Origin of the sequence: Shewanella sp. S1-58-MNA-CIBAN-0166 (assembly GCF_040310085.1) — a bacterium.
In the GTDB taxonomy this organism is placed as follows: domain Bacteria; phylum Pseudomonadota; class Gammaproteobacteria; order Enterobacterales; family Shewanellaceae; genus Shewanella.
The window spans coordinates 1-244 of record NZ_JBEOPN010000190.1 but is presented as its reverse complement, the minus strand read 5'-3'; the positions used below and the strand labels follow the sequence as shown (position 1 = coordinate 244).

Below are 244 nucleotides of genomic sequence, written 5' to 3'. Positions count from 1 at the left end.
CTCATCCAACGTGAAATCGCTGAATTTTTTGCTACGGCTAACCTTGAGCGACGCACTATCATCTGGGATATAAGGAATAGTCGAGACAAAGTCATAAGCAGGTGCAATCGATGCGGTGCGCTTGTCTTTATAAATCACAGACCAATTCTTCAAATGCATATCGGCATTGCCAATTAACGTATTGAACACTAACCTGCGAGTAAATTCTGCGATGTCCTCGTCTTGACCTTCGATGCCGATAACC

General features: G+C 43.9%; 1 protein-coding gene. It reads right to left on the bottom strand.

The window, feature by feature from the left end; translation table 11 throughout:
• The coding region (locus AAEY99_RS21645) for a HipA domain-containing protein (RefSeq protein ID WP_351012016.1) at positions 1–244 on the bottom strand (244 nt) is incomplete at both ends.